Genomic DNA, 25,017 nt, shown 5'->3' on the forward strand with positions numbered 1-25,017 from the left:
TTATCAAGAGAGAGGGAATATTAAAAATACAGCACATTATTTTTTGAAAAAGAGGTGATGGAAGAGAATGGGGAAATTTCCCACATTCCTCTTAAGAGTATAGGTATTTAAATATACTAAATATCATTCTTATAGAGCGGTGTGGAAATGTTTATAACCCCTGTTTTTTCATAGGAAAAGCGGTGTGTTCATAACACTGTTCACACTCTGTTCATCTTGTTGATAAAACCCGTTATGATCAAATTGTCACCCATCTATCAAGAGGTTATGATCAAGATAAAACAGCCTATTATTTTTTGAAAAACCGGAATAAGCAACTTTCATTCAAGAAAAGTCTTTTTTTGTTAAGGGGTTATATTTCGAATTTTCCACACCCCTCTTAAAGTATATGTATTTAAGTATATTAAATATCATCCTTATAGAGCAGTGTGGAAATGTTCATAACTCGGGGGTTTCCATAGAGAAAAAAAGTTGTTCATAACTTTGTTCACAGTCCGTTCACACTGTTCATAAAGAGAGTTATGATCAATTTATCATGAACGTATGAAAGAGTTATGACCAACGAATCGGAGTTTTACCCACAGACTCAAGGAACGTGTTTGTTTTAGAAAAATGTTTGCATCCTAAGAACTGGGTGGCGGAATAAGGCGAGGGGTGAGCTGATTCAAAAACAGCGTGATGCAATCCTTTAGCTCTTTGCCCTTTTTCTTTGGCAGAAGCTCCCCACAGGATAAATACGAGGGGATCTTTTCTTTGAACAAGAACATCCACAACGGCATCGGTGAACTGTTCCCACCCTTTTCCATAATGCGATTTAGGCTCTCCCTCTCTGACAGTAAGTGTTGCATTAAGGAGTAAAACGCCTTGTTTAGCCAGATAGTCTAAGCAGCCGTTTGTTGGCGGTACAATGCCTAAATCTGACTCCATTTCCTTATAGATATTTTTAAGCGAGGGAGGTATTTTAACATCTGGCAAGACGCTAAAAGAAAGACCATGAGCTTGCCCCCTACCGTGGTAGGGATCTTGTCCAATGATCACCACTTTCACCTCAGAAAAAGGGGTTTGTAAAAAGGCGTTAAAGATCAGTTCTTGAGGCGGGTAAATGGTTTTTCCTTGATTAAATTCTTCTTGTAAAAAGGCTTTCAGCTGCTGGATATACGGCTTTTCAATTTCGTGTTGAAGCTGGGTAAACCAGCTTTTTTCAAGTTTCATCTGCATAAAAAAATCCTTTGTTTGCGCCATAAGAGTCATCGTTTGTTTCCTTAAGCATAAAAAAGTGAGATTTCTTAGCCTATATTTTTTTAAATGAAGGGTCTTTGGGATAGCGATCTTACCCTTTGTAAAAAACGGAAGGAAAAAGGGTTTTTTTCTATTAGACGTTAAATTACCCTTTCCTCATTACGGAGCTAAATTGCATGCAAGAATTATCTGCAAAATATTTCTTTAATCTTGATGGATTTGATCATCAAGATTTGATTGATCTTGAAAAGGTTGCATGGGATCCGCTTCTTCATCTGAAAGACTACTTTCAAACGCAGACACTTGGGAATATTGAAATAGATATCCCTTTAGGGGTGCATTTAGTTAACCCCTCTAAAATCTCTATTGCTAAAGGGTGCGTGATTGAGCCAGGCGCTTACATCGAAGGGCCTGTCATTTTAGGAGAAGGTACGACTATTCGGCACGGGGCTTACATTAGAGGGTACGTACTTACAGGAAAGGGGTGCGTAATTGGTCATGCAACAGAAGTTAAACACTCCATACTTCTTAATCATGCCCGTGCAGCTCATTTTAACTACGTTGGAGACTCTATTTTAGGGAACGACGTGAATTTAGGTGCCGGGGTTAAAATCGCCAATTCTAGGCTTGATAAAGAGGCTATCACCTTTTTGTATGAACAGAAAAAAATATCAACGCATTTACGTAAGTTTGGGGCCATCATTGGAGATCACACCCAAATTGGGTGTAATGCGGTGACAACTCCTGGAACATTGATTGGAAAACACTCCTTTTGTTACCCCTGTGAGGTGATCCAAGGCGTACTTAAAGAGAAAACGCGTTATCAAACACGTCAACCAAAAGACTAAGATATGCCCCTTCAAGACGATTTTGATACTTATACGCTCTTCATTGAATCAGCTATTGATGCAGCTATTTTAAAGATGGGCCCTAAAACACTCCTCCGGGATGCCTGTGAATACAGCTTAAAAAGCGGGGGTAAGCGGTTCCGGCCTCTTTTAGTCTGTTTAATTGCAGAGGCTTTAGGACAGAGCTTCTCCGTTCTTGAGGCAGCTCTTTCTGTAGAGTTTTTTCATACAGCCTCTCTCATTGTAGATGATCTTCCTTGCATGGATAATGATGATGAGAGAAGAGGTCAGCTCACATGTCATAAGATGTATAACGAATCAATTGCTCTTTTAGCCTCTTACTCTTTAATCACGTTAGCTTTTGAGAAAATTCATACAAGTAGTGTGATGATGAAAAAAGAGGGAGCTTTAGATGCAGAGGTAAGAGGGATGAGGGCGCTTCAAGAAGCCTCTTTGTGCGCGGGGATTTTAGGGGCGACAACAGGGCAATTTTATGATCTTTATCCTCCCGAGGTTTCTCTAGAAACCCTTTATTTAACTGCCTATCAAAAGACGGGAACGCTTTTTGATATTACCTTTGTTTTGGGGTGGATTTTTGGAGGGGGGGATTTAGCAAGGCTCTCTGAAGTTAAAGCGTGCGCGTACCATCTAGGGATCGCCTTTCAAATGGCAGATGATTTAACAGATCTCTCTACAGATAAGAAAAATTTACACGGTATGAATTTTGCAGTGATCTTAGGAAAAGATGCCTGCGTGAGCGCTTTTAAGGAAGAGCTTAGCAAAGCAAAAACTTATCTCATAGAGCTTAATCTAAACACCCCTTGCATGCAAAAGATGTATCATAAGCTCTATGATTTAGGATTAAAATAGAGGGAATTAACTCTCGAGATCAGGGCCCATCTCTTCAGCAACTGCAGTTGTCGGCTTTTTTTGCTCTACAGCTGCTAACACAGCTTTTTCAATTTCATTAGTGAGTTGAGGGTTTTTCTTCAGCTCTTCTCTCACAGCTTCTCTTCCTTGACCCAGTTTATTGCCCGCGTAGCTAAACCAAGACCCTTTCTTATCAATGATACCATACGCTGTTGCAGAATCGATGATACATCCAATGCGAGATATCCCTTCGTTAAAGAGAATATCAAACTCGGCAACTTGAAAAGGCGGTGCTAGTTTGTTTTTTACAACTTTCACTTTCACACGGTTTCCAATCTCTGCATTTTCTGCTCCTTTAATCGATCCTGTCCGTCTAATATCCATCCGGATGGAAGAGTAAAATTTGAGCGCTCTTCCCCCTGTTGTGGTCTCTGGATTGCCAAACATCACCCCGATTTTTTCACGGATTTGGTTGATGAAGATCGCGCAGGTGTTACTTTTGGAAAGAGTAGCTGTTAGTTTACGAAGTGCTTGTGACATCATTCTAGCTTGAAGTCCCATGAATTGATCTCCAATTTCTCCGTCTAGTTCGCTTTTAGGAACAAGGGCTGCAACAGAGTCGATCACAATCACATCCACAGCGTTAGATCTTGCAAGTGTTTCTGCGATGTTTAACGCCTCTTCTCCAGAACTTGGCTGAGATATGAGAAGTTCATCGATATTTACTCCAATTTTTGCTGCATAAGAAGGGTCAAGAGCGTGCTCTGCGTCAATGTAAGCAGCAAGTCCCCCGTTTCTTTGCGCGTTAGCCACAATATGGGTTGCAAGTGTGGATTTTCCTGACGATTCAGGTCCGTAGATTTCTACAATTCTTCCTCTTGGAACGCCGCCAATTCCAAGCGCAATATCAAGAGCTAAGGCATCTGTTTTAATGACACTAAATTCACGGGTAGCCGAGTGCTTACCCAGAGTCATCACAGACCCTTCTCCAAATTGTTTTTCAATTAAAGAAATTGCAGCTTCTAAAGCTTTTTTCTTTCCGGTATCGGGATTTTGAGACATAAACACGCTCCTTTTTACTAATAAGATTGAAATGAACGAGGTCTTCTCGTCAAGATAAGAAATCAGGATGCCATCTCCTGATGAAAAAAGGTATTTTTTTTTGCTGTAAATGGGTTCTAATTTCAAAAAGGCGCTCTTCTAAAGGTGAAATGACAACGCCCCTCCCTTCTCTACTTTCAATCAATTCATACGGGTTTAAAGCGATGAGAACATGTCCATTCCACACAATGAGATCAAGAGGCTTTAAGGCTCTTTGCACCTCTAATAAAGAAGAGGGGTCTTGAAGTATTTGAGCTCCGTAGTGAATTAAATCCCGTGTGTTACGAGGCGTTAGCCCTTGAGCGGCTTCATAAAGGAGCCCTGAGCAATCCACCCCTTTACATAAGAGATCATGTTCATGAACAGGGGATTCTGGGTAAAGCGCTATCATCTCAGGAATCCCTTGAGACACATTTCCTCCCCAAAAATACCTTGTCCCTTGCCTCTTTAACACCTGAGTGAGGAGTTCTTGAGAAGAGGGAAGCTGCGGAGAGGAAATTACATACGGCGCTCTTACTTCACGCACAAATCTTTTATCGATGTAAAGGGGGGCGGCACTTAAGTAGCTGGTTGTTGTGACCTCCATTAAATGAGAAGAGAGGTCTTTTACTTTTTCAAATACAGTTCCTGGAAATGCAATTGTTTCAATTTGTCTTAATAAATTGCATTTATCGTAATAGTTGTTTAATTCATTTTGGATAAATGGAATTAAATGAGTATTAAAAATGGGAGTGGGTAAAATAGATTGATAAGCAATTGACATTTTTATAACTCCTCTCTAAATTTGGATAAATAAAGGAGATCATCATGCGAATTTTAACGAAATTATGCAATATGATATTAATTGCAATTGCTTTCTCTTCTTGCTCTTCCCCAAATAATGAGTGCATACGGATTAACATCGGAGGGGATCCAGCCACTCTTGACCCCCGGATGGCAAGAGATTTACAGTCCATGACACTTGTAAAGTTTTTTTTCGATGGTCTCACACGGATTAATAAAGAAGGAAAGCCAGAACTTTCTCTTGCTGAGAAAGTAGATATCTCCTTAGACGGCCTCACCTATACATTTCATTTAAGAGACGCTTTATGGAACACAGGGGAAAAAGTGACAGCTCACCATTTTGCTTATGCTTGGTCAACTGTTCTAGGATCCCATTTTCCCTCTGATCAAGCGTTTCAACTCTATCCCATTAAAAATGCAAAAGAGTGTAAAGAAGGAAAGGTGTCTTTTGAAGAGGTGGGTGTTAAAGTGATCGATGATCAAACTTTGGAAGTGAGACTTATCCACCCCACTCCCTATTTTCTTGAACTCACAGCACTTCCTGTCTATTTTCCTCTCCTTAAAACAGTGGATGAAAAGCATCCCCATTGGTCAGTAGATACGCAATTTTTTATGTATAATGGCCCTTTTTTGATGAAAGAGTGGAAACATCACGACTGCTTATCTGTCGTTGCAAATCCTGAATATTGGGATGCAAAAAATGTGCATTTGAAAAAAATTGATCTTGTGATGGTGAGTGAAGAAGCTGAGCTTAGTCTTTATGAGAGAAAAGAGCTTGACTGGGCAGGATCTCCTCTTTCAACCCTTCCTGTAGGGTCCCTTGAAATGTTAAAAAAACAAGGGAAGATTCATGTGAAACCGATGCTTGGCACCTATTTTTTCCGAATCAATACAGAAGATCCCTTTCTTCAAAATCCTTTGGTTAGAAGAGCTCTTGCTCTTTGTGTCAAACGAGAAGAGATCATTGAGCATGTAACACAAGGGTATCAACTGCCAGCTTTTAGCCTCATTCCCCCTTCTTTGAAAGTGAGTGAAATGACACATAATGAAGAAGAAGATATTACCGAGGCTCAAGCCCTTTTTGAAAAGGCTTTACAGCAAGAGGGGCTCTCTCTCAAAGCGCTTCCCACCCTTTCTTTAATGTACATTGCAGGAGAAAGAAACCACCTGATATCCCAAGCTGTTCAATCTCAATGGAAAAAGCTCTTAGGCATTGATGTGCAGCTCCATGCTGTGGAGAGAAAAGTGTTTTATGACCGGACGTCTAAAAAACATTTCCAAATCGCTGCAAGTTCATGGGTTGCAGATTATAGTGATCCGCTTAACTTTTTAGAGATCTTCAAATTTAAAAATGGAGGCTCAAATAACACGGGATGGGAAAATAAGCGTTATAAAACACTTCTTGATCAAGCGCTCCATGCTGTGGATCTTAAACAAAGGCAGCACATTTTTCAAGAGTGTGAATCGATCCTAAGAGAAGAGATGCCTATCATTCCCATCTTTCACTACACCCTTATTTATCTTTGCAACCCCAAAATCCATCAAGTTGTTGTCTCTAACTTAGGAGGTATCGACTTTAAATGGGCATTTATGGAAGGATCAGAAGAAAAGAGTCCGTAGAGGTTTTACACCCTCTCCAGATTCATCAATAATCAGGAGAGGGTGCATGAATGCTTTTTGGATCCGTATGATCGGGATCACCTTTTGTTTAACATCATCTGCATTTGCCGGGTCCATTAGGCTCATTAATGATAGTAGTTATCCTTTGACTGCTCAAATTTATGCAGCAGATGGAACGTCTATTGGAAGTCAACCCGTTTTACAAAAGCAAGGGATTCAATGGATAAGTCAGAGCTTACCTGGGCATAATTTTACAGACTCTCAAACGCCCTACACAGTGATGTGGATATGTGCTGAAGGAAAAGAATTTTCTGTTTGCCGCCAGGTTTCTACAGGCTCTACCATTACAGCGATGGGAGGCTCAGGGGATTACAGATGTACAGCTGCTTTACAAGATGAAACACCGCCACCTGATCAAAAAAATGCATCCAAAGCTATTGGCCCTCCTGTAGGGATTTTAGACTAGAAAAAGATCAAGGATTTTAGCAACCGACTCTCTTGCTCATAGATTGACGAGGATAAGGATCGCATTTACTTATCTAGGGATGAGCAAACTATCTAATACAGCTATGTGATGCAGTGTCATATACAATACATGTTACAGTAATAAAATGTTATAATTGATGTTTATGTATTCTTAGGTAAGAATGATAGTTATCTATAAATGTATTATAAAATAAGGTAATTATGAAAATTATAAATTATTTGCAATTCATAGGGAAAAGCCAATCTAGAGGATTTTCACAAGCTCAAAATTTTTCTCAAAAACTCTTTTTTTGTCATAGTACAAGGGGTAAGATTCAAGCTCTTCAATCAACCTATTTAAGTGAGCCATCAGCTAGTCAAATTGCCTCCTCTCTTCTAAAGCAAGACCATTCACTCATCTCTCCAAAACAAAATTTATTCAAATCAAGAGAGGCTATTCAAGAGGCAGAAAGATTGATCAATCATCCAGATTATATTGTTAAAGCTGAAGAAATGATGCGGATGTATAAATTGATGCATTCTGATGAAATTGATCAGTTATTAAAAGAAAAATTGGAAGAACGATTTAATGAAAACGCAAAAAGAATAGATGCTAAATTTTATGCTGATCCCGAGCTTGATGCGTATATTGAAGCTCACCAAGGGAAAGTTGAAAATATTGAAGATTTTGATATTTGTAATCTTGCTCATAGGGCAAGATCAGGGCAATTGGATATTGAAACCTCAAAGAAAATTTTTCAGATACTCGATGATGAAATTGATGCACTCAACCAGCTCGTATTAGAAGAAAATAAGAGCGATTTAACAGGCTATGAAGGGGTCAGAAATTTTGTTAAAAAGACCGATATTTTAGATGATAATATACTCAAATAAGCCTAACATGAAGATTATACAGAGATAACAACTATAATTTATTTATAAAAATAGACGGGAAAGAAAGGCTCACGAGAGTGTTAGGCTGAGTAACACCATCGTTTACTACATCTTTTTTTAGAAAAATAATTATATTAAAAACAAGTTTTACTTAAGAACACATGGGGTTATCCTTAAGAGGATAGCCCCCCATTGTTCTTTAGTTACATCTTCTATACATTCTTAAAAAAATCAAATTAATAATATTTTTCACTCTTTTAATGTATCCATTACCACTGTTTGAACTTGCATAGATGATTTATCATCAGCCTTTCCTACAAGGCTCATTGTTTCTTGGGAATAAGAATTAATATCTCTAATATCTAGGGGGTGAGATTTTTTATATCCTGCTTGGTTATACCATTCTATAGAAAGAATATATGGTTTATTGGGATCTTCTATAGACAAGGTATCTGTTATTTTGACCCCTATATGAACTGGAGCGTTAGGCCCATAGTTTGAGATGACAAATATGTTGAAGCATTCATTTGTTGTTTTAACTTCATACATTAATCCTTGCAGCGAAGAATTTTTTTGAGATTTTTCTATTTGTTGAGTGGCTTTTGTAATAATTTTTGTGTGAATAAGAGGATTATCATTAAATCCCCATTTTTCTAATAGTTGTGTATTTGGATCAATGCTTATCCATTGATTAAATATAGGCTGAGAGTTCGAGATAAGGCCATTATTTTCATTTGGCGTAAGTTGAAGGCTATTTTTATCAATATTTTGAGATGTAAGAAATACGCCAATAAGCCTACCAAATAACTCTCCAATAATACAGATGGGTCTACCTTTACTATGAGTGAGATTCTCTCCATTAATAGGATTTCCTTTAGATAAGATTACAATATCCCCTTTCTTGAAAGAGGAGCTTTGATTGAGATTTTTTTGAAAATTTGATCCTGAGGGGATCTATAAGTTAAGGGGCTCTTTAAGATGCTCATTGAAGGACCCATGAAATGGGAAGTTATTCTAATAATATTCATAAAACACTCTCCTTACATCTTAATTATATATAATTTTAATTTGATATTTAATTATGAATAAATATTTTTATAATTTGATGATAGAGAAATATTATAATTACTTTAAAAGACAGAAATTATGACTAAAATACCACGCCTAAAGAAGGCTAATACGATAGAGCTTTATTGAGCAAGAAAGCGCTTAAGAGTAGGCAGGCAATAAAAGTTAAGGGTAGATCTTTTACCGGATGAGGAGCTACTTTTTACTAACACGTAAGCATTATGAAAATATTTGGTTCAACCTCATAGAATCCATCCAAGGGAAGTATTATCATCCAGAAGATTCTCCTAAACTTATCATCAAAACTATAAGTATGGATATGTTATTTTCTAATCCCCCTTTTCTGATCAATGGGCTTTTACAAATGTACAGCTGCTTTACAAAATGCAATGGGATCACCTTATCTTGTTTCAAAAAGCGCCCTTAGTAAAAACGAAATACTTTCTTCAATTCTTATAGCCATAAGCACTCACGTAGAAGTGTTTAAGCCTCTCTTTTCCTCCCCTGTTGTCATATTTTAAGCTAGCTGTTAACGTAGAGAGGTTAAGTGAATATAAAGACAAACGATTTTCTCTCCCTCTTTGAGAAGAAGGAGAGTAACTTGTATACCTCAACATCCATCTTAAGGTTGAAGAGGGGCTAAAAAAATCCATTTTTTTTAAAGCTCTTTCATCCTGAAAAATGAATACCTACTTGTCCAATGAACTAAAGAAGGAATAGACCTTTGTATGCGAGATGAAATCGAAGATTTAAATGACGAAGATGAAGATATCATCACCGAAACTGTTAGAGAAGCTCTTCACGCTAAACAAGAAGAGATTCTTCTCACGCCAGGACCGGATGAAGTGTTTATTATTCCTTTAACGAAAAGACCCTTTTTCCCGGGTATGGCAGCCCCTGTTGTGATTGAGCCAGGCCCTCTTTATGAAGTGCTTAAGCTTGTGGCTAAAACTAAACATAAATGCATGGGTCTTTTTCTCACCAAGCAAGAAGATGTTGAAATCACGGCTGTGGGGTTTAAAAATCTCTACCGTGTAGGGATTTTAGCTAGGATACTCCGCATTATCCCCATGGAGCAAGGGGGAGCGCAGGTTGTGCTGAATATGGAAAAGCGCATATCCATGAAAAGGCAGATACGAGGTAAGCATTTAAGAGCTTATGTCACCTACCATGAGGACCGGCAAGGTAAACTTACAAGAGAGCTTAAAGCGTATTCGATTAGCATCATTACAACCATTAAAGAGCTTTTAAAACTAAATCCCTTATTTAAAGAAGAGCTCCAGATTTTTCTTTCCCACTCTGACTTTACAGAGCCAGGAAAACTGGCTGACTTTGCCGTCGCTTTGACGACAGCTGGAAGAGAAGAGCTTCAAGAGGTGCTAGAGGCGTTTGATCTTAATGAAAGGATTGATAAGGCGCTTTTACTTCTTAAAAAAGAGCTGGATTTAAGCCGGTTACAAAGCTCCATCACCCAAAAGATGGAACAAACCATTAGTAAAGCGCAGCGTGACTTCTTCTTAAGAGAGCAGCTTAAAACGATCCGTAAAGAGCTGGGCATTGAAAGAGAAGACAGATCGATGGATACTGAAAAGTTTGAAGGGCGTCTTAAAAAACGAGTCGTTCCTTCTGATGTGATGAGTGTCATTAAAGAGGAGATGGAAAAGCTCTCTGTGCTTGATATGCAATCTGCTGAATACGGCGTTTGTAGAAACTACATCGATTGGCTTACAACCGTGCCTTGGGGTATTTATAGCGAAGAGATGCACCAGGTGAAAAAAGCAAAATCGATCTTAGAAGAAGATCACTACGGTTTAGAAGACATCAAAGAGAGAATATTAGAGTTTATTAGCGTAGGAAAGCTCTCTGGCGGTGTGAAGGGAAGTATTATCTGTTTAGTAGGCCCTCCAGGAGTGGGTAAGACAAGCATTGGAAAAAGTATTGCAAGAGCACTGAACCGTCAATTTTATAGATTTTCTGTCGGAGGGATGCGGGATGAGGCAGAAATTAAAGGGCATAGACGCACCTACATTGGATCGATGCCAGGAAAGCTGATCCAAGCGCTTAAGTTCACCCAAACGATGAACCCTGTCATCATGCTAGATGAAGTGGATAAGCTGGGTAACAGCTATCAAGGAGACCCTGCTTCTGCGCTTTTAGAGGTGTTAGATCCTGAGCAAAATAAAGACTTTTTAGATCACTACTTAGATGTGCGGTGTGATTTATCTAATATTTTATTCATTGTGACAGCTAACACGTTAGATACGATTCCAGAGCCTTTAAAAGATAGGATGGATATTTTAAGACTCTCTGGCTATGTGATGGAAGAAAAGGTCAAAATTGCAGAGCAATTTTTACTTCCCCGTAATCAAAAAGAAATGGGCCTTACCCAAAACCATGTGGACTTTACCCCAGAGGCTCTTCAGCAAATCATCAATGGATATGCAAGAGAATCAGGAGTGAGGAATTTTGAAAATAGCCTGAAAAAAATTTTACGAAAAATAGCTGTTGAAGTTGTTAAAGAGCAGGAAAAACAAGAGAAGAAAGGAGAAGATACACCATCTTCCACCCATCATATTACAGAAAGTAATATTGAGAAGTACCTAGGTAAACCCATCTTTACAACAGACAGGTTTTATCCTAAAACTCCCCCTGGCGTCTGCATGGGGCTTGCTTGGACCTCTATGGGAGGAGCGACTCTTTATGTGGAATCGATTCAGTTTTCTTCTGATAAAACCGAGATGAAGCTGACCGGGCAAGCAGGGGATGTGATGAAAGAGTCGTCTCAAATTGCATGGAGCGTATTACAGCAGTCTCATGCGAAGTATGCACCAGGTCAGGCTTTCTTTGAGAAAAAGCAAGTGCACATGCATATCCCAGAAGGCGCCACTCCTAAAGATGGCCCCTCTGCAGGAGTGACCATGCTCACCTCGCTCATTTCTCTATTAAGAGATGAGCCTATTTTACAAGATTTAGGGATGACAGGAGAGCTAACACTCACGGGTAAAGTACTCCCCATCGGCGGAGTAAAAGAGAAATTCATTGCAGCTAGAAGATCAGGTGTGAAAACACTCATATTCCCTAAAGAGAATAAACGGGATGTTGATGAACTAGCTCCTTATATTAAAAAGGGGATGAAGGTGCATTTTGCAGATCATTACGATGATGTGTTTAAGGTTGCCTTTCCAAAAAGCTCCTAGAAAAATAAAATAGGCCTATCTGAGATAGGCCTCTTAGTTGAGTGAGTTAACGTGTCTAATCTATCTTAACTCATAAAATAGAGGGGGTTTATTCGATTAATCCTGATAAGAAAAACGCTCCCCACTGTTCTATGTTATCACGGTTATTTCTCATTCCCATGAGTATAGCCTCTCTTAGAGCCTGTGCTTTATTGAGCTTAGGAACATCTATTCCGAGTAAATGTTTATAAAATGTCTCTACCATTTGTACTGTGACTCCTGAATCCGGAAGTGGCCAGTAACTCGCAATTGTGGATTTTGCACCTGCTCCTAAAAAAGACCAAATAGGCCCAATACTTCCTTCTCGTTTTAGGTTTCCTCTTCCTAGATGACAGGCACTCATGAAAACAAGGTCTGCTTTAAGTGACATAGATGCAATCTTTTCGGAGTGAAGAAGTCCAAAGGGGTGAGTTTCATCTGGAGCTAATTTAAAAAATCCTTTAAAAACTGAGTGAGGATCAAACTTGGAATCAAGTTTATCTTTGTATTGTTCTTCAATGACACCATGACATGCAATATGAATCCACTGAGCAAAGGGAGCTTCTTTCAACATATTTTCTACCGTTGCATTTTCTTGAATGAAAACTTGTTTGGAGGGAACCTTCATAAGAGGAACCAAAGTTTCTCTGATTTCTATCTCAGTGAACTTCAAATTATTGTCCTTTTCACAAGAGGTTGTCGGATTTCCTATTAAAAGTACTTTTTCAGAATATAAACTAGGTAATTTTTCAAGAAGATATAAAATTTTGATAGAAGGGGCAAATGAAATAGGATGTTTTTCAATAAGATATTTTTGATCGGATGCGCTATAAAAAGCTCCAAAGGGGAGGTGGGCTAAAAAACCATCAGAAATAAAGGTGAGGCCTTGGTCTGAATCTAATCCTAGAAGATATGGTTCTAAAGGAGCAATCAGGAGCTCATACCACTGAGAGAGATGCTTCTTAAAGGTATCAGTAGCTTTTTCGCCCTTTTTTACTCGAGGCCTTTTTCCATAGGGGAATGTTTTTAAAATAGCATCAATATCTTTAAATTCATCAAGGTTAGAAGACAAAGGGATTGAGATGGGATTTTTATGATTTTGCTGAGAGGTTATAATCCAAGCTTGAATGCTATTATTTTGATTTAAATTCACAAGGGAATAAATGACAAATGTTGTATTAAGTTTTTCAGATAACTCTTGCATTTCTTTAATGATTAAAGATGTTAGAGAATCAACATCAGAGCTTTCTAAAGGGTATTTTTCGGATATGAGTGAAGCTAGTGCCCGGGATTTTCTTGTATCGGAGATTTCTAAAGCTTTTGTGGCTTTACCCTGAAGAAGGAGTGTCTTTTCAAGTCCAATATAAGGTGTAGATAACTTTTCAAATAGAGTGATTTTCCATTGAGAGTGCTTGACGTTTTGTTGAAGGATTGCAGCAATCTCAATGCTTTTATCAAAACACTTTTCTGCTTCAGTGTAATCACCAAAATTACAGTAAGCATTTCCTAAATTACAATAAGCCCTATTTTCCCCTACTTGATCTTGAAGATGAGAAGCAATTACTAAATCTTTCTTGTGGTAATTGATTGCCTCCTGATACTCCATTAAATCATGGTAAGCGATTCCCAAACTGCAGTAAATATTGCTTTCAGTTATCTTATTTTGAAATTCAATAGCAATCGTTAAGCTCTTTTCATAATATTTGATTGCCTTAAAAGGATTTCTTAAAGCCTGGTAAGCGATTCCCAAATTAGTATAAGCACTCCCTTCTACTAATTTATCTTTAAGCTTAAGAGCAATTTTTAAATGCTTCTTATGGTATTCAATAGCCTTATAGTACTCTTCCAAGGCATCGTAATTATTTCCCAAATTACCATAAAATTTCCCTTCTTTTACGTGATCTTGAAGCTTAAGAGCAATTATTAGACCCTTCTGATGGTGCTCGATAGCCTTAAGGTGCTCTCCTAAATGATAGAAAGCAATTCCTAAGCCATTATAAGCATCCATTTCTCGTACACAATTTTGAAATTCAAGAGCTATTGTTAATCCTTTTTCATAGTGTTCTATTGCGTTTTGGTACTTTCCTAAAGAAGTGTAATCGTTTCCTAAATTGATATAACACCCTTGTTCCTCTAATGTATCTTGGAATTCAAGGGCAATTATTAAAGCCTTCTTATGAAATTCAAGAGCTTGCAGGTAATTTCCCGCAGAGTGAGAAACACTTCCTAAACTATCATAAGCTACTCTTTCTCCTGTGCGATCTTGAAGATCTAGAGTAATTTTTAAATATCTATTATGGTATTCTATCGACTCATGGTAATCGCCTAAGAAATTATAATTATATCCCAAATTGAGATAAGCTATTCCTTCTCGAGAAAGATCTTTAACCCTCCTAAAAATTTTTAAAGATTTTTCATGGTATTTGATAGCTTTATGGTAATACCCTAAAGAACGATAGGCAATTCCTAAATTGCAATAAGCCCTACCTTCACCTATACAGTCTTGAAGATCTAGAGCAATCTTTAAATGCTTTTCATGGTATTTAATTGCTTCGCGGTAATTTCCTAAAGAATCATAGACATTTCCCAAATTGAGATAAGCTATTCCTTCTCCTATGCGATTTTTAAGTGTAAGATTAATTTTCAAGTCTTGCTGGTGGTAATCGATCGCTGTATAATAATCTCCTAAAGACTCAGATTTCATTCCTAGTTTGTGATAAGTTTTTACTTCTTCTAACTGAAAAGCATCCTCTTTTGAAAGAAATTTAAAATCCTTTCCTTTTTTTAAAAGGAGTGGTTTATCTTGAATTTCTTGAAATATTTTGTTGGTATGCCCATTATATTTCTTTCCTTGAATTTCTAGCTCAAATACTGTTTGGACCTTTGCCACATCTTCTGGCGTCTGATCAGAAAAAAAATAGAGTCGAATTTTATGGCTTGATGAATGAGAGGGTGCTAAAGAAATTTTAGTCAATCCCAATTCAGTTAAGATTTTTGGAGAAATACTCAGTTATAATTCCTTTATTCCATAAATAAAAAAATAATATGAATTAAAAAACGATATTTAATCAATGTTTTTTTAAATTTTTTAATAAAATAGTTTGTAACTATTCAGATACCCCCCCTATACACATATTTGTGTATAGGGGGTATGATTTAGCTCTTAAAAATCTAAAGAGCTAACTGAGGAGGACCTGTTAGGTGATACGGATTTCCTTGGATAGCATCTGTAATTGCATCCAACATATTCCAGTTTTGCTTACGGGCTGTGGAAAGATAACTTCTAATTCGGCAAAAAATTTGCCCTCCAAGAAGTGTTCGGAAGCACCCTCCAATTTTTTGTTTGAGTTTAACCATCCGAATATCTTGTTCCCCTTGATTGTTACTAAAAGGGATTTTAGAGTCCCTGGTAAATGCTAGAACAGAAGAGACGTTTTGCTCTAGCCTATCTAAGAGGTTTTTTCCGGGCCTTTGCTTAGTTCTTCCTCTTTTTCCAGGAGTTAAGGATTCAAGTTTTGCGTGATGAGAGTATCCTTCTTGGATAGCCTTATTATAAGAGTGATGGATTTCTTTGATAATTTCTTCTGCTAGAGGCCCTTTTTTGAGAGCTTGATAAGCAAAAAGAAGAGTCTTTTTCATAGCTAAGGCACGTTCCTCTTTCTCTTCTTCATAGATAAAATTGAGCTCTCTTAAATGATGGACATTACACAGCACATGACTTGAGCCCGGATAATTAAAATAAGACTTCCAATGATCGTGAACAGCATAGTTTTTAAAAAGAGGTAAGATTCCGATTGTATCCATAGCTTCTTTTCCTCTCTTATGATGTATCATATAAAGAGTTGCCATCTGGAGATGCTGCACCATGGATCCACTTCAGCTTTTTCTCACATCTCATTCCTGTCTCATCAAAATGTAAGACTTTTGAACTTAAAAGATCCTTTTTTAATCCCTCTTCAAACGAGTGAAGTTCTGTAAAAAGCTGTGTATTGATGTTCATACAGCTCCCTGGAGATAGGGATATTCCAAGAAGATCTTTAAAAATTTGGTAGACTCTATTTATGGGGATAAAATGTAGAGAGCTCAGGTAGCTAGCTAAAGCTTTAACCCTGCTTCCAAATTGCACAGGACCCTTCACATGCTCTGGAAAAGAAGCCCTTGTTAATCGTCCACAGCGCAAACATGTTTTTTCTATAGCTTGATATTCAGTCGTTTCTATCTTAGGTTGAGGGAGCTCAAAAACTTGCCTTTTTTCTACGCATCTTCCTGTAATATTATGGAGATGGGCATGACAATGTTGACAGCGATCAGGGCTTAATAAAAACGTATGATCAGGATGACTCACTTGCGATCTTCCGGCACCTTTATGTCCCTCTTGTCCTCCAACTTTTTTACCTGAAGACTCTCTTAAGCTTTTAGGGATTTTCCTAAAACCATCACTACTTGGAGGCTTATGACTATTAGAGCTATTTTTAGATAGCTGAGCTTTTAGATCTTGAACCTCGGCTTTTAATTGTTGAATAGCAACCTCTGATTGTTGATTTACAATCAGTAAATGTCGTATCAAATGGCGAACATATAGTGGTGTCCGTTTAGGGAGCGTCTTTAAAAGTTCTTCATTAAAATCTGGTGTAAAATTTTCTGGCTTTATCGACATATTCCCAGGTTACTAACTATATTTGTAAAAAGGAATAAAAAATTTATCAGGAGGGGGTATCTGAATAGTTATAATAGTTTTTTATAAGAAACTAGCTTTATCCTAATCAATCTTAAAAATTATCAAAATTTCTCTAGAAAATAAATTACGCAATCAACCCAGATAAAAAAAATGATCCCCACTGCTCTATATTGTCGCGGTTTTTTTGCATTCCTAGGAGTATGGCCTTTTGCAGAGCCTCTGCTTTATTTAGTTTAGGAGCTCCTATCCCTAGTAAATACCTATAAAATACCTCTACCATTTGCACTGTGACGGCGGAATCAGGAAGGGGCCAGTAGCTTGCAATTGTGGATTTGGCTCCAGATCCTAGAAAAGACCATATGGGGCCAATACTCCCCTCTCGTTTTAGATTTCCTCTTCCAAGATGACAGGCGCTCATGAAGACAAGATCTGCTTTAAGGGACATAGATGCAATCTCTTCAGAACGGAAAATTCCAGAGGGGTGAGCCTCATCTGGCGTGAGTTTAAAGAGCCCTTTAAACACAGAGTGAGGATCAAAGTTAGAATCAGGATGATCCTGTGCATTTTCTTCTATCATGCCATGACAGGCAATATGAATGATCCTAGCTTGAGGGGCTTGTTTAAGGAAATTTTCTGTTGTGGCGTTTTCCTGTGTTAATACTTGAGTTAAAGGAACGTTCATAAGAGGAGCTAATATTTCCCTGACTTCTACTTCAGTAAATTTCAAATGATTATCTTGGGTATGAGGTGTTAAGGGATTTCCCATCAAGAGAATACCCTGAGATAACGAGGGAGAAAGCTCATCAAGAAGATGTAAAACTTGGATAGAAGGGGCGAGTGAAATAGGGTACTTTTCAATCAGATATTGATCTGTTGCTGCATGATAAAAAGCTCCAAAGGGAAGGTGCGCTAAAAACTTATCGGGAATAAAGGTGAGGCTTTGATTTTCCTTTACCTCAGATAAGTAAGGCTCTAAAGGAGTAATGAGGAGTTCATACCACCTGGAGAGGTGTTTTTGAAAGGCATCTGTTGCTTTTTCACCTCGTTTAACGCGGGGCCTTAGTCCATAGGGAAATGTTTTTAAAAGAGTGGAGATATTCTTAAATGTATTGGAGTCAAAAGAGAGAGAAAGAGAAATAGGTTCTCTAGAGTTTTGATGGGGGGAGATAATCCAAACCTTGATATAAGGCCCTTCTTGAGGGTATATAAAAGAATAGGTAATAAAAGCAGTATTGAATTTTTTAGAAAGCTTTTGCATGGTAGTAAATGAGACCTGTTCTAGAAAAGGAGCTTCCCTTTTTTGAGAAGATAATTTGTCCCTGATCAAGGAAGAAAGAGCTCTTGCTCTTCTCATATCCGTGATTTCTAAAGCGTCTAGAGTTTTATTTTGACGAAGAAGTGTTTCCTCTAAAATGAGATAAAGGTTTGACCACTCTTCAAATAAGGTCACCTGCCACTGAGCTCTTTTGACATCTTGCTGAAGAGGGCTCGTAATGTGAATACCTTTACGAAAATATTCTTCTGCTTGGGCATAGTTTCCTAAAAGGTAATCCATTCTTCCCAAATTGCAATACGCTCTCCACTCTCCTAACACATCTTTGAGCTCAAGGGCAATAGCTAACGCTTTTTCATGGAACTCTATAGCTTTATCATACGCTCCCAAAGAGTCATAAACCGTCCCTAAATTGATATAAGCCTTACCTACTTCTACAGTATTGTTTAGATTAAGAGCGATTGTTAAAGCTCTATGATAGCAGCTAGCTGCTTGATGAATATTTCCTAAAGAAGCATAGGTGCTTCCTAAACTGAGATGAATCATCCCTTCTCTTGCAGAGTCCTTAAGTTCTAGAGCGATATTTAGGGATTTTGTTTGGCAGTTAAAGGCTTGAGGGTAGTCTTTTAAAGAGAGGTAAGCCGCCCCTAAATTGCCATAAGCGTTACACTCTCCAATGCGGTCACTTAGCTCTAAAGCAATCAATAAATGCTTGTTATGAAACTCTATAGCTTTTAGATACTCTTTTAAACTATAGTAATCTAACCCCAAATTCGTATAAACCGTTCCCTCTCCAACGCGGTCTTTAAGCTCTAGAGCAATCTCTAAAGCCTTTTCATGCACTTCAACTGCCGCGTGGTACTTTCCTAAAAAACTATAGGCATTTCCTAAGTTTGTATAAGCCCCCCTCTCTCCTACACGGTCTTTAAGCTCTAAAGCGAGTTGTAAATTTTTATGATGCCACTCTAGGGCTTGATGAGCTTCTCCTAAAAAATGGTGAGCATTTCCTAAATTGGCATAAGCTGCCTTTTCTCCCACCTTATCCTTAAGTTCAAGAGCAATTCTTAAATGTTGATGATGAAACTCTAGGGCTTTTGCATGATTTCCTAAAGCATAGTAGTCCGTTCCTAAGTTTCCATAAACCATACCTTCTTCTACTTTGTTTTGTAGCTTGAGAGTAATGTTTAATTCTTTCTCATGAAATTCTATGGCTTTAAGATAGTTTCCTGAAGATCGGTAAGCATTTCCTAAATTGCAATACGCTCTTGCCTCTCCAACCAAATCTTTAAGATAAAGGGCAATTAATACATCCTTTTCATGAAATGTAATGGCTTTTGAGTAGTCTCCTAAAGAAGCGTAGTCAATTCCTAAATTTGCATAAGCTATACCTTCTCCAGTACGGTCATGAAGATCTCTTGCAATAGCTAAATGGTGATGATGAAATGTAAGAGCTTTGGTATAGTTTCCTAAAGCTTGATAAGCATTTCCCAACTGGCAATAAGCAGATCCCTCTTCTGATCTATTTTGAAGTTCTAACGCAATAGCTAAATGCTTCTCGTATAATTCAACAGCTCTATGGTGATGTCCTAAAGAGGCGTATGCCATTCCTAAGTTGGAATAAGCTCCTGCTTCTCCTAATTTGTCTTTAAGTTCTAGGGCGCTATTTAAATGTTTTTCATGTAACTTGAGTGCTTGATGATGATCTCCTAAAGAGCGGTAAGTAATACCTAAATTCGCATAAGCTTTACCTTCTCCTTGAGGGTCTTTTAACTCAAGAGCGCAACTTAAATGCTTATCATGTAATTTGCGTGCTAGATGGTGATCTCCTAACGCGCTATAAGTGATTCCTAAATAGCTGTAGGCATTTGCTTTCATTCTAAGGTTTTTCAAGAGAAGTGCAATTTTTAAAAATTTCTTGTGGTACTCTAAGGCTTGATGATGCTCTCCTAAAGAGTGATAGAGGTCTCCTAACTTCATGTAAACCCACCCTTCCATGAGGGAATTTTTTCTCTCTAATAAGCCTTTTAAAAAAACCAGGTAGAACTTGATTTGTTGATGAGCTTCTATAGAGTCAAAATGAGGATTTACTGAGTTGGATGTCTGGAGTGAGCTGGCTTCATTAAGAAGGCATTGATGGGTAAAGTCTTTTTTGCTTGTTTCTTGGAGGAGAGTTGCCCCTAGAAAAGCTAGATCATCGCAGTTTTTTTGGAGTTCATCAGCATGCTTTTCTGAGATGAGTTTTAAGACATGTCCTTCTCTAAGAAGATACGGTTTTGATTGAATATCTTCATGAAGTTGAGAAAGATTGCCTTCATAGCTTCTTCCCTGATGAAGGAGATCTTGAAGGGCAGATTTGATTTTACTGATATCACCCTTTGTTTGGTGCGAAAACGAGTAGAGCCGGATTTTATGAGAGTTAGCATCAGAGGGGGTAACTTGGATTTTAGTCAATCCTGCTTGAGTCAAGATATTTGAGGAAATACTCATAGGGTACTCACCATGATTTTCATGGAATAATCAGTGTAAAATAGGATGTTTTATCTGCGTGCCCTACACTTACATAGTGGACCTTGGACTAAAAATAACGTCTATTTTTAGTTCAAAAATTCCATTTTTTTAGAGGGTTTTTTTAAGGCAGCTTTATTCTTCCATACTGACTCAAATTGATCAATCCATTCTGCAATTTCTCTAGCATGAAGATGCCCAAGGATGTATTTTTCTTTAGGAGCTAGATAAAAGAATCTGTTAAAAATAGATTGAGAGTCAGGATTGTCAAGCAGCTTTACATCTACACTTCCATGAGATGCGATATGAATGACTCTAGCCTGAGAGGCTTCTTTGAAGAAGTTTTCTATTAGCGTCTTTCTGAAGGAATGGGACTTATTCAGTCGGATTGCCTAGAGGTACAGCTAGTTTGATAACTTTTTCTATTCTTAAAATTTTTTGCTTTGAATAAGGGATGTCACCTTTATTAGATGATATTATCACTATTTTTTTATGAAACTCCTCTTTAGAGCTTCTTAAAGGAGATGGATGGCCGCTTCTTTATCCATAAAAAACCATGGATTAGCTTGATGAAGCTTGAGCTCTTAAGAAAAATGGAATCAGAGTAGTGACTAGAAAAATAAGATAGAGGGTACATTTGTACCCTCTATCTTTGTTTGATAGGCATGCCTATAAAAAAATTGCCAGCACTGATCGGGGGAATTTCAGCAGGCAAAGAATCTGTCTCCTATGACTGTTTTTTACTCCCTCTAGGTTTTTCATTAAAGTCACAAGAAATTTTCTTTATGCAATTGTTGTATCTTGTTCAAAGAGAGGATCATGTTAAATAACTCTTTATCAAATGAAAAAAGATCCTCTAAGAGATCTGAGTAGCTATAGTTTCTTTGCTCTTTAAATTGTGAGTTTGATGTCATTTTACTCAGGAGTTTTTCAGGTAAATACCGATGACCCATATTCTCTAAGGGGAATTCAATGAGTTCTTTTAAAAGTTCAAAAAAACCGTAGGAAATCACCTTTCCGTCTTCTTGGATATGACTCATAATTTCTGGGAGACGCGGATGATCCATTAATGCCTCTGCTAGTTCTTTATTTTGCTTTGAAATGGTATAGAAGAGGAGGTGTCCAAGTCCGTGCTTCTGGTTAACTTTCATCAAATGAGGAATTTTCGAAAAGAGCAAGAGAAGAAATTCATTGAGATGGTTTCCTGAGTCATTGATATAAGGAATGCGATTTTCTAACTTCTCAAGATGCTCAAGCTTTTCAGAAGATGAAGTTGATATTGCAGCAGCAAAATCCGGAAACAAACAGATGAACTGGTTGAATAATTTATCTATTTTTTGATTAATAGCATTTTCATTGGCACCTTCTTGTTCACTAGCATCTTCTATACGGTCTAAAGCCTGAGGGAAATTAGAAAATATTTTCACTTGTTTGATTAACTGGAAACTTAAGGCCCCCAAGGTTTCTTGATCATTTGGAGTGAAGCTGATCCTTTCCACATCAAAAATTCGAACCATGGTCTCTATACTGTTTAAGCTAAATAACAAAGAACGCTCTTGGCTTGCATGAGTCATCAGTTGTTTAAAAAGAGATGTCACACGCTCTGCATTCTGATTGAGTGCATTTCTATGGATATTCATGAGTGATGTGACAGCAGGGTTATCTTGATTAATAAGAAGGGTAATTCCACTTTCGATTAGAGAAGGGGGAAATGCTTCAGTCTGATCTAAAATGGATTTAACTTGATCAGCATCTCCTCTTCTAATAGCTTGGTCCAGCTGTATACTCAAGTTTGAATACAAGTAATTATTGTTTATTGGCATAAACCTCTTGTTTAATTATTAATTACATGTATTACTTTATCATTACTATTATTATAAAAGCAATATTAGTAATTATCTAAAATGTTATATTTTTAAACAAAACTAATAAACAACGTTAATTTCATAGAGTGTTTTTCATTTATTAAAAACAGTATTGTTTTTTATTTTCTTGAGTGATGTAAAAACTCTTAAGAGCGTAAGGGGCAGAATACAACAGATATTTGGGGAAATACTTCTGCATGTTGATCTTGATCTAGGAAATGTCATCTATTTCCATGAAACCAAGCCTTGTGGTATCTTAAGAGAGATTTCCTATCATCTTTATCCATCCACGTGTGATCAGGAAATGTAATTGAACCGGAATCTATAAAACTACAAATGAAGAGAGGGTGCGCAGTGTACTTCTCCTTCTTGTTGGATATCCACCCTTCATCAAAAAGATTGTCATATGCGTTTACTCGGAGAATTTCAGCAAGAAAAAGAGGCTCTTCACTTCCAACTCTTTTTACAAAAAGAACAAATTGAAAGTGTGATTGATTCTGATGGAGTCTCTAACACGAGATTATGGGTGATTGAAGAAGAGAGTTTTGTAAAAGCTCTTTCCTATTATGAAAGGTGGCTAGCTGGGGATCTTACATTTACAGTGACACTTAAAAAAAGAGCTTCCTCACCTAGAAAAAATAGTAAAGGGGCTTTTAAAGCTCAGCTGCAAGAAGAGAACACACGCTTCAAGAACCCGGGCAATCAAATCGGAGCGCTCTCTTTTTTCAGCTTAAATCAATTCTCTTTAACAAAATTCTTCATTGCTCTTTGCGTAGCGCTTTTTGTGATCACTACCTTTCAAATGCGAGTGGTTGAAAAGGACATCGGCCCGATTGGATCGAAATATCCGTTTCTTCCCGTCCACAAAAAGCTCTTATTTGACTATCCTAAATATTTAGAAAATTTAGAGAGCTTTTTTAAAAAATATGAAATACGGGAGTCTACCGATTTAAATCACCTCTCTCATAAAGAAAAAACAGAGCTTCACCGCATTGAAGAGCAGCCTACATGGCAAGGTATTTTAAGCTTTCTTCCAGAAGGGAGCATTAAAGATGTCCTTCAATTCCCCAGAAGCGCTCTCATGACGCAAATCCAAGAAGGAGAGCTATGGCGTCTTATTACCCCTGTTTTTCTTCACGGAAGCTTTTTGCATATTTTCTTTAATATGACATGGCTTTTTATGTTAGGGACGCAAATTGAGATCAGAATTGGAGCTGCTAAATATCTCTTTCTCTCCTTCCTCTTAGCTGTTTTTTCTAATATTGCTCAATACGGAGTGAGCGGCCCTATTTTTATCGGGTATTCTGGCATCATTACCGGGATATTTGGGTTCATTTGGTCTCGTCAGAAAATCGCTCCTAAAGAGGGGTATCCCCTGCAGAAGAGAGTGATTAAAGTGATGGCAGGATTTGTGATGGTGATGTTTGCGCTTGAAGTAATTGCTCTTCTTTTACAGCTTGTCCTAGCAGATCCTATTGATATCTCTATTGCCAATACAGCTCATATGACAGGAGGGCTTTTTGGTATTGTCTTAGGAAGATGCTCTTTTTTTGCCAAAAAAACAGCGTAGTCCGTTTAAAAAAATAACAATCTAATTTTTAAGATAAAGGCCGTTAAAGAGTATGAGTTTAAGAGATGTCGTCATTTTAGGATGCTCAAGTCAGCAGCCCACGCGGCACCGTAACCACGGCGCTTATTTAGTGAGATGGAATGAAGAGGGACTTCTCTTTGATCCAGGAGAAGGAACGCAGCGGCAGTTTATCTTTGCAAATATTGCCCCCCCTTGTGTAACCAGAATCTTTGTGAGCCACTTTCATGGGGATCACTGCTTAGGGCTTGGCTCTATGCTCATGAGGCTCAACCTTGATAAAGTGAAACACCCTATTCATTGCTACTATCCAGCTAGCGGTAAAGTGTATTTTGATAGGCTGCGGTATGGAACAGCCTATCATGAAAATATCCATGTGATTGAGCATCCTGTTGAACATGATGGCATCATTCATGAAGATGACACATTTTGTATCGAGGCGTACAGATTAGAGCATGGCATTGAAAACTTTGCCTACCGCGTGATTGAAAAGGATGTCAGGCGGTTTGATCAAACACTTCTTAATCAAAAAGATATTAAAGGCCCTTTAGTCAAAGAACTGATCGCTAAAGGATCTCTTGATAGACACGGCCATAGGGTTTCTTTAGATGATGTGAGCTTTATGCAAAAAGGAGAGATCTTTGCCTCCGTGTTAGATACACTTCCCTGTGAAGGGGCTCTAAAAGCTGCTAACGGGGCTACAGTTCTTCTTTGTGAGAGCACCTACTTAAAAGAGCATGAGCATTTAGCTAAAGCGTATCTTCATATGACAGCTGAACAAGCAGCTTTGATTGCCAAACAAAGCGGTGTGAAGCTTTTAATCTTAACCCATTTTTCTGCGAGGTATCAAGAAGAGAGCGCCTTTGCTAAAGAAGCTAGGCAGATCTTTTCTGATGTCATTGCAGCAGAAGATTTAAAAGTGATCCCTTTTCCTAAGAAAATGGGATGAACCTGGTGTAATCTAGCTCGTTATAGAGTTATAACGAGCTAGATTCTTGTCTTTTT

Annotated in this window: 16 protein-coding genes; 8 read left to right on the forward strand and 8 right to left on the reverse strand. The window is 37.8% G+C overall.

The features are described from left to right. Positions 1 to 552: 552 nt before the first annotated feature. A complete protein-coding gene (ung, locus tag ACI7T6_RS00005) occupies positions 553 to 1,218 on the reverse strand; it encodes a uracil-DNA glycosylase (RefSeq protein WP_404665551.1) in 666 nt (221 codons plus the stop codon). Positions 1,219 to 1,415: 197 nt separating this feature from the next. Between ung and ACI7T6_RS00010 the strand changes: the two genes are divergently transcribed. Both ACI7T6_RS00010 and ACI7T6_RS00015 read left to right on the forward strand, forming a co-directional pair. Beyond that, positions 1,416 to 2,087 carry a UDP-N-acetylglucosamine diphosphorylase gene (locus ACI7T6_RS00010; protein ID WP_404665552.1) on the forward strand — a complete coding sequence of 224 codons (672 nt, stop codon included), beginning with the start codon at positions 1,416 to 1,418 and terminating at the stop codon, positions 2,085 to 2,087. Between the two features lie 3 nt (positions 2,088 to 2,090). Next, positions 2,091 to 2,957: a polyprenyl synthetase family protein gene (locus ACI7T6_RS00015; RefSeq protein ID WP_404665553.1), complete on the forward strand. Its 867-nt coding sequence runs from the start codon at positions 2,091 to 2,093 to the stop codon at positions 2,955 to 2,957. 6 nt (positions 2,958 to 2,963) lie between these two features. Here ACI7T6_RS00015 and recA read toward each other — a convergent pair whose 3' ends face one another. Then, positions 2,964 to 4,019, reverse strand: coding sequence for a recombinase RecA (gene recA / locus ACI7T6_RS00020; RefSeq protein WP_404665554.1), 1,056 nt, complete (start codon positions 4,017 to 4,019; stop codon positions 2,964 to 2,966). Positions 4,020 to 4,068: 49 nt separating this feature from the next. Then, on the reverse strand, positions 4,069 to 4,821 hold the full coding sequence (locus tag ACI7T6_RS00025) for a hypothetical protein (RefSeq protein WP_404665555.1): 753 nt from the start codon (positions 4,819 to 4,821) through the stop codon (positions 4,069 to 4,071). A 44-nt stretch (positions 4,822 to 4,865) separates the two neighbouring features. Here ACI7T6_RS00025 and ACI7T6_RS00030 point away from each other — a divergent pair, with 44 nt between their 5' ends. The 3 genes from ACI7T6_RS00030 (at position 4,866) to ACI7T6_RS00040 (ending at position 7,820) form a co-directional block, all read left to right on the forward strand. Further along, the gene (locus ACI7T6_RS00030; protein ID WP_404665556.1) at positions 4,866 to 6,461 is read left to right on the forward strand and encodes a peptide ABC transporter substrate-binding protein; all 1,596 of its coding nucleotides are present in this window, start codon (positions 4,866 to 4,868) and stop codon (positions 6,459 to 6,461) included. 46 nt (positions 6,462 to 6,507) lie between these two features. Then, positions 6,508 to 6,927, forward strand: a complete 420-nt coding sequence (locus tag ACI7T6_RS00035) for a hypothetical protein (RefSeq protein WP_404665557.1) — start codon at positions 6,508 to 6,510, stop codon at positions 6,925 to 6,927. 221 nt (positions 6,928 to 7,148) lie between these two features. Next, on the forward strand, positions 7,149 to 7,820 hold the full coding sequence (locus ACI7T6_RS00040) for a hypothetical protein (RefSeq protein ID WP_404665558.1): 672 nt from the start codon (positions 7,149 to 7,151) through the stop codon (positions 7,818 to 7,820). A 249-nt stretch (positions 7,821 to 8,069) separates the two neighbouring features. Here ACI7T6_RS00040 and ACI7T6_RS00045 read toward each other — a convergent pair whose 3' ends face one another. Beyond that, positions 8,070 to 8,369, reverse strand: coding sequence for a hypothetical protein (locus ACI7T6_RS00045; protein ID WP_404665559.1), 300 nt, complete (start codon positions 8,367 to 8,369; stop codon positions 8,070 to 8,072). A 965-nt stretch (positions 8,370 to 9,334) separates the two neighbouring features. Next, positions 9,335 to 9,541, reverse strand: coding sequence for a hypothetical protein (locus ACI7T6_RS00050; protein ID WP_404665560.1), 207 nt, complete (start codon positions 9,539 to 9,541; stop codon positions 9,335 to 9,337). A 75-nt stretch (positions 9,542 to 9,616) separates the two neighbouring features. On the opposite strand from ACI7T6_RS00050, the gene lon reads away from it, so the two are divergent. Continuing rightward, on the forward strand, positions 9,617 to 12,085 hold the full coding sequence (lon, locus tag ACI7T6_RS00055) for an endopeptidase La (protein WP_404665561.1): 2,469 nt from the start codon (positions 9,617 to 9,619) through the stop codon (positions 12,083 to 12,085). Positions 12,086 to 15,923: 3,838 nt separating this feature from the next. Here the strand turns inward: lon and ACI7T6_RS00070 are convergent. The 3 genes from ACI7T6_RS00070 to ACI7T6_RS00080 form a co-directional block, all read right to left on the reverse strand. Further along, positions 15,924 to 16,760 carry a DUF6444 domain-containing protein gene (locus ACI7T6_RS00070; RefSeq protein ID WP_404665562.1) on the reverse strand — a complete coding sequence of 279 codons (837 nt, stop codon included), beginning with the start codon at positions 16,758 to 16,760 and terminating at the stop codon, positions 15,924 to 15,926. Between the two features lie 145 nt (positions 16,761 to 16,905). Further along, positions 16,906 to 20,541 (reverse strand): tetratricopeptide repeat protein, encoded by a 3,636-nt coding sequence (locus ACI7T6_RS00075; RefSeq protein ID WP_404665563.1) that lies wholly within the window; start codon positions 20,539 to 20,541, stop codon positions 16,906 to 16,908. Between the two features lie 785 nt (positions 20,542 to 21,326). Beyond that, on the reverse strand, positions 21,327 to 22,382 hold the full coding sequence (locus ACI7T6_RS00080; RefSeq protein ID WP_404665564.1) for a hypothetical protein: 1,056 nt from the start codon (positions 22,380 to 22,382) through the stop codon (positions 21,327 to 21,329). 448 nt (positions 22,383 to 22,830) lie between these two features. Between ACI7T6_RS00080 and ACI7T6_RS00085 the strand changes: the two genes are divergently transcribed. Continuing rightward, positions 22,831 to 23,994, forward strand: a complete 1,164-nt coding sequence (locus ACI7T6_RS00085) for a rhomboid family intramembrane serine protease (RefSeq protein WP_404665565.1) — start codon at positions 22,831 to 22,833, stop codon at positions 23,992 to 23,994. A gap of 52 nt (positions 23,995 to 24,046) precedes the next feature. Further along, on the forward strand, positions 24,047 to 24,961 hold the full coding sequence (locus ACI7T6_RS00090) for a ribonuclease Z (RefSeq protein WP_404665566.1): 915 nt from the start codon (positions 24,047 to 24,049) through the stop codon (positions 24,959 to 24,961). Positions 24,962 to 25,017: the final 56 nt, after the last annotated feature.

This window comes from Rhabdochlamydiaceae symbiont of Dictyostelium giganteum (assembly GCF_964291045.1).
Lineage (GTDB): Bacteria > Chlamydiota > Chlamydiia > Chlamydiales > Rhabdochlamydiaceae > PALSA-1444.